This window comes from Streptococcus thoraltensis DSM 12221, assembly GCF_000380145.1.
Classification (GTDB): Bacteria; Bacillota; Bacilli; order Lactobacillales; family Streptococcaceae; genus Streptococcus; species Streptococcus thoraltensis.
The window spans coordinates 1-1,563 of sequence record NZ_KB904628.1; the positions used below are offsets into that span (position 1 = coordinate 1).

Annotated in this window: 1 protein-coding gene; it reads left to right on the forward strand. The window is 39.0% G+C overall.

Going from position 1 to position 1,563, the window contains the following annotated elements:
* The first annotated feature begins 164 nt into the window (after positions 1-164).
* Entirely contained in the window at positions 165-1,367 is a 1,203-nt protein-coding gene (locus A3IA_RS0108960) for an IS110 family RNA-guided transposase (protein WP_026217653.1), read from the forward strand.
* The last annotated feature ends 196 nt before the right edge of the window (positions 1,368-1,563 follow it).

A 1,563-nucleotide genomic window follows, 5' to 3' on the forward strand; every position in this document is an offset into this window, starting at 1 on the left:
TCTTGTTAAGTCGTAGGTCTTTTAGGCGCTTGACGTCGTAACAAAAACTGACAAGACACCTGTTTTAGGTAGAATTTTATCAAAGTATGTGGGATGCTTGACATCGAGTATTGAAAATGAAATCACTAAAACTAGGAATCATTCAAGACAAAGAGGAAATTATCATGCGTACTGTTTTCGGAATTGATGTGAGCAAAGTAANCTCAGAAGTCGCTATTCTAGTCAACGGCGAGAAAGTTCACGCCTATACGATGTCGAACGACCTCATTGGTCTTTCTCGTCTTCTAAATGACTTGAAAACTGTTTATCAGCTAGAGATTGTATTTGAAGCAACAGGGATCTATTCTCGTCGCCTTCAAGCTTTTCTTGAGGACAATGGCTACCCTTATATACGGCTCAATCCCCTAGAAGCTAAGAAGCAACTAGATAGCTTACGTGTCCGTAAAACAGACAAAATTGACGCTGAAAAATTGGCTCAGTCTCAGTTTGTTCTGAATCGTAAACCAACTTATGTCCAAGAGAAAGTCTATCAAGAGTTACGTGACTTAAGCCGCTTCTATCAGAACCTAACAGAAGATATCGTGCGAACTAAGAATAGGCTACACAAGGTTTTACAAATCACCTTCCCTGAGATAGAGAAACTCCTCTCAACACCAACTGGGGAACAATACTGGAATTTGGTGACCGCCTTTCCAAGTAAAGAGTATGTGCTAGCTTTAGACATAAATAAATTAGAAAATAGTGTTCGTTACTCGACATCAAAACGTATCTCTGATAAGCGAGTATCCGCTCTAGCTGAAAAGTTACAGAACTTAGCCAAGCAATCTTATGGTGCCGTTAAGAAAACCTCTCCAATGATTGAAGAGGTCCGTTACTATGCACAAGANCTGATCAGACTATCTAATCGGAGACAAACTGTTCTGGACGAAATGGTNACGTTCGCTCAGCCTTTACCAGAATACGAGATTCTTCTTTCTATCCCTGGTATCGCAGAAACTACTGCAACAAGTATTATTGGTGAACTCGGTGACATTCGCCGTTTTCAGTCCGCCAATCAAATCAATGCTTTTATCGGCATTGACCTGAGACACTATGAGTCTGGCAACTATCTAGCTCAGGAGCACATTACCAAACGTGGGAATCCTTATGCTCGAAAGATTCTGTTCAAGTGTATTCATAATATGGCTTCTGCTAGTCACACCAATCCTTGCCATATCGCAGACTTCTATGAGAAACGAAAAAGACAATCGCAAACGACTTCAACCAAGCCACATACGATTGCCTCTATACATCGCCTCATCAGGACAATGTATTACCTCATAACGCATAACAAACTTTACGATTATGCTTCGACCCAAAATCATTAAAGTCGTTGATGCTATATCATTGTAACACCTTATNCAAAAAATAACAAAATAAGGTGTTGTTTTCGTGTACACTTTTTGACGCTAATTAGAGCAGAAAAATAAGACAATAGCTAAATCCAAGCTATTGTCTTAAAAAATTTTTCGATTAAAAGCTTGATAAGCTTGACAAATGGTAGAAAAAAGGAATGTTTTTAAA